Raw genomic sequence first — 3,068 nt, 5'->3', positions numbered from 1 at the left:
TGAAAAAACATTTTGTTTACCCGCCCGAATTCAGCGTTTTCATAGAAAGCTGATTCCGCCATCGCTTTTACCTGATGAGAAAATTAGGGACGTCCCCTTTTTCCCTCCTTTTTCTCTTTTTCTTTTTACTGAATAAGCTGGTCGGCGTATTTTTTGTAAAAAGCAGTTCTCTCGGCAGCGTTCGGTATTTCTATACGCGGCACCACGACGACATTCCCGCCTTTGGGCTGATTGAAGGACTGCTGCACGAAAAGTTTCACAATGGCCGCGGGTACGGCATATAATATGTCAAAAGGATCCTGCTCGGATTTACCGCCTGAAATATCTTTTGTTCTTGCCAGTGTCCGCAGGTAGTTTCCTTTTATAAGTTCCATTATCTGTTTTACATTCGCGGATAGAGCGGACATATCCATATCCTCTATTTTCGCGGACCACAGATTGATATCGGATAATTCCTTCAGTTCCTCGGCGTTCAGATGAACGGGGGGTTCGAAATAGACGAGCTTCACATCATAGGGCATTCCCGCGAAAAGCGGATCCGGGTTTTCCATGGTTATCGGCGAACGGTATTCGGGATCCGTGTTCACTCCGTTGTAAAAAACGTTATAGCCCTTGGAGAGATATGTGTCGGTGAGGCGGTTCACAACCCACCAGGCCAGGGCGCTCTCCCATGAGCTGAAGCAGGGACCGAAATCCTTAAAGAGCAGATAACGCACATTGTCGCATGAGAAATTAACAACATTGGACAGCTCTCTGTAAAAAGTGCTCTTGCCGCATCCGGCCGCGCCCACAGGCATTATCAGCCTGGGATTCTCGACGGTGAGAGTGTCTCTGTCCCAGTTGGGATTTGTCTTGAGCGAATATTCTATGGAATCCTCTATGTGCTTTTGTCCTTTGGCATAAAGATCGTCAAGATCCATTCCTGTCACCTGCGCTTCCACAACGGCCAGGAAGGTGTTGATTATGTGATAGGGGCTCAGTTTGAAGCAGAAGGAATATTTTTCCATATCGGAAACAGCCTTGGCGAAATCCGGCGCGGATTTGATCATAAATTCGCCTTTCGCGGGATTGACGGCAAAGATCGGCGATTTGTAAACATTTTTCGCCTCTTTCAGCGCCTCAAGAACATTGCCTCCGTCTTCGGCGGCCTTCACGATGTCCCGCAGACAGATAAATATGTCTGTTTTAAACAGTATAGTGTTCTTGTCTTCGAGGACAATGGCGAGTTTTTCAAGCGAGTGCTTCTGGGCGATCTCTTTCAGCAGGCCTATCGTTCTTTCATCTGTATTCATTCTTTCTCCTCCGGTATGTTTCAACTCCGGTTCTTTTTCAACACAACAAAGCTTTCATTCTACATAAATATCGCGCTTTTTACAATTCGCGCGAAACTGTTACCCGCTGTTAATTGACAGCGATACGCGCTTGTTATATAATTCACACATGGAATTTATAATTTTTCTATTAGCCGTTTTTTTTCTTGTGCTGGCTGCGGGATACCTGTACAGGGAAGATCTTGTGATAAAGATACACGCCTTTATCAACTTCTTTGTCTTCAACGATTCCTATGTTCTGCACTACAAAAGAAGAGTGGGCGTTACCTGCCTGCTCATCGCGCTATATCTGTTTTTTCTGATTCTTCATGGATGAGATGGAAAAGCTGCTCCTTGCAGGGGCAGCTGAATCAAGAGAACTTTTCACCGTAGAAAAACGAGGAAGCTCTTATTCTCTGATGAACGGCGAGCCCGAGGAAGAAAAGGAAAGCCTCTCCGGTTTTGCCGCGTCGCTGAGGATACTCAAAAACGGGAAGATGGGGTTTTCCTGGACAAATGACAGGAACGCACTTTCCAAAATGGCCGCCGACAGCGAAAGAATGATGTTTGACGCGGCGTCATGGGGCTGGCAGATAGCTCTTTCCGGCGGAGATAGTCCGCCCGCGGTTGAGATCCGCGATGACAAAGGCATGTCTTTTGAGAGCGGCCTGATATGGGAGAGCCTCAGATCAATGGAAAAAGAAGCCCGCGGACGCGATGGCAGGATAACAAAATGCCTCAGCGCTTCTTTTTCAGGATCATCATCAAAACTCGTCATAGCCAATTCTTCGGGGAAAAGCGTCACGGCCCACAAAACGGCTTTTTCCGAAGGCCTGGTGCTCGTCGCCGAATCCGGCGGCGAGGTACAGATAGGCTCCAGTCATAACAGCGGCTGTTTCCGTGATGACATAGACAGGGCGAGGATAATAGACGAGGCCGTGGATGACGCCGTCAGCCAGTTCGCAGCCTCCTCACTTGATTCGGGACTGATGACAGTTTTGCTCCCGTCTCACACGGCCTGCGTATTCCTTTCGATTATAGAAGGATGGTTTTGCGCGGATGAATTCCTTGAGGGAAGGGCGCCCCGTCAATGGAAGGAAGGTTTTAGCGCCGGTTCGGAACTCCTGAACGTGACGGACGACGGCACAATCCCGCGCCTGATCGGCAGCATGTCTTTTGACAGCGAAGGCGTCGCGGCGAAAAGGCACGAGATCATAAAGGACGGGGTTTTCCGCGAATTCCTCACGGATTTCAGGACGGCCGCTCTTATGGACAGAAAATCCACGGGAAACGCGGTGCGCTCCGTATCCAGCCTCCCGCAGCCGGGTTTCTTCAATCTCTTTATAGAAAACGGCAAAGACGAAATATCATCTCTTCTCGGTGAGGGTGATGTCCTGCAGATAGACGAGGTGATAGGCACCCATCTTGTGGATACCCAAACGGCGCGTTTTTCATTCGGCGCCCGCGGGCGGTTATACAGAAAAGGCAAACCGGTCAAAAACATCAGGGGCATCACAATATCCGGCGGATTGCTGGATTTTCTGCGGAACATAAAAGGCGTGGGGAATGACCTCAAGTTCTATTCCTCAACAGGCAGCCCCTCTCTTCTTGTGGGCGGCGTTCAGGTGTCGGGGGAATAATGGCTGAAAAAACGGGACTCATCGGATGGCCGGTGGCGCATTCCCTGTCGCCGGCGATCCACAACGGCGCCTTTGAAAAACTTTCTCTCCCCTGGAGCTATGGCCTCTACCCGGTAGA

3 protein-coding genes are annotated in these 3,068 nt (G+C 49.5%); 2 read left to right on the top strand and 1 reads right to left on the bottom strand.

Going from position 1 to position 3,068, the window contains the following annotated elements:
* Positions 1 to 125: 125 nt before the first annotated feature.
* On the bottom strand, positions 126 to 1,292 hold the full coding sequence (locus FP827_02315) for an ATP-binding protein (protein ID MBA3051916.1): 1,167 nt from the start codon (positions 1,290 to 1,292) through the stop codon (positions 126 to 128).
* Between the two features lie 347 nt (positions 1,293 to 1,639).
* On the opposite strand from FP827_02315, the gene FP827_02310 reads away from it, so the two are divergent.
* Together FP827_02310 and FP827_02305 are read left to right on the top strand one after the other, a co-directional pair.
* A complete protein-coding gene (locus tag FP827_02310; protein ID MBA3051915.1) occupies positions 1,640 to 2,950 on the top strand; it encodes a TldD/PmbA family protein in 1,311 nt (436 codons plus the stop codon).
* The coding region (locus FP827_02305; GenBank protein ID MBA3051914.1) for a shikimate dehydrogenase at positions 2,950 to 3,068 on the top strand (119 nt) is incomplete at its 3' end. The genes FP827_02310 and FP827_02305, both read left to right, overlap by 1 nt.

The organism is Candidatus Omnitrophota bacterium (genome assembly GCA_013791745.1).
Taxonomy (GTDB): domain Bacteria; phylum CG03; class CG03; order CG03; family CG03; genus CG03.
Note: the sequence above shows the minus strand (reverse complement) of the source record. Positions and strands in the feature narration are given on the sequence as shown.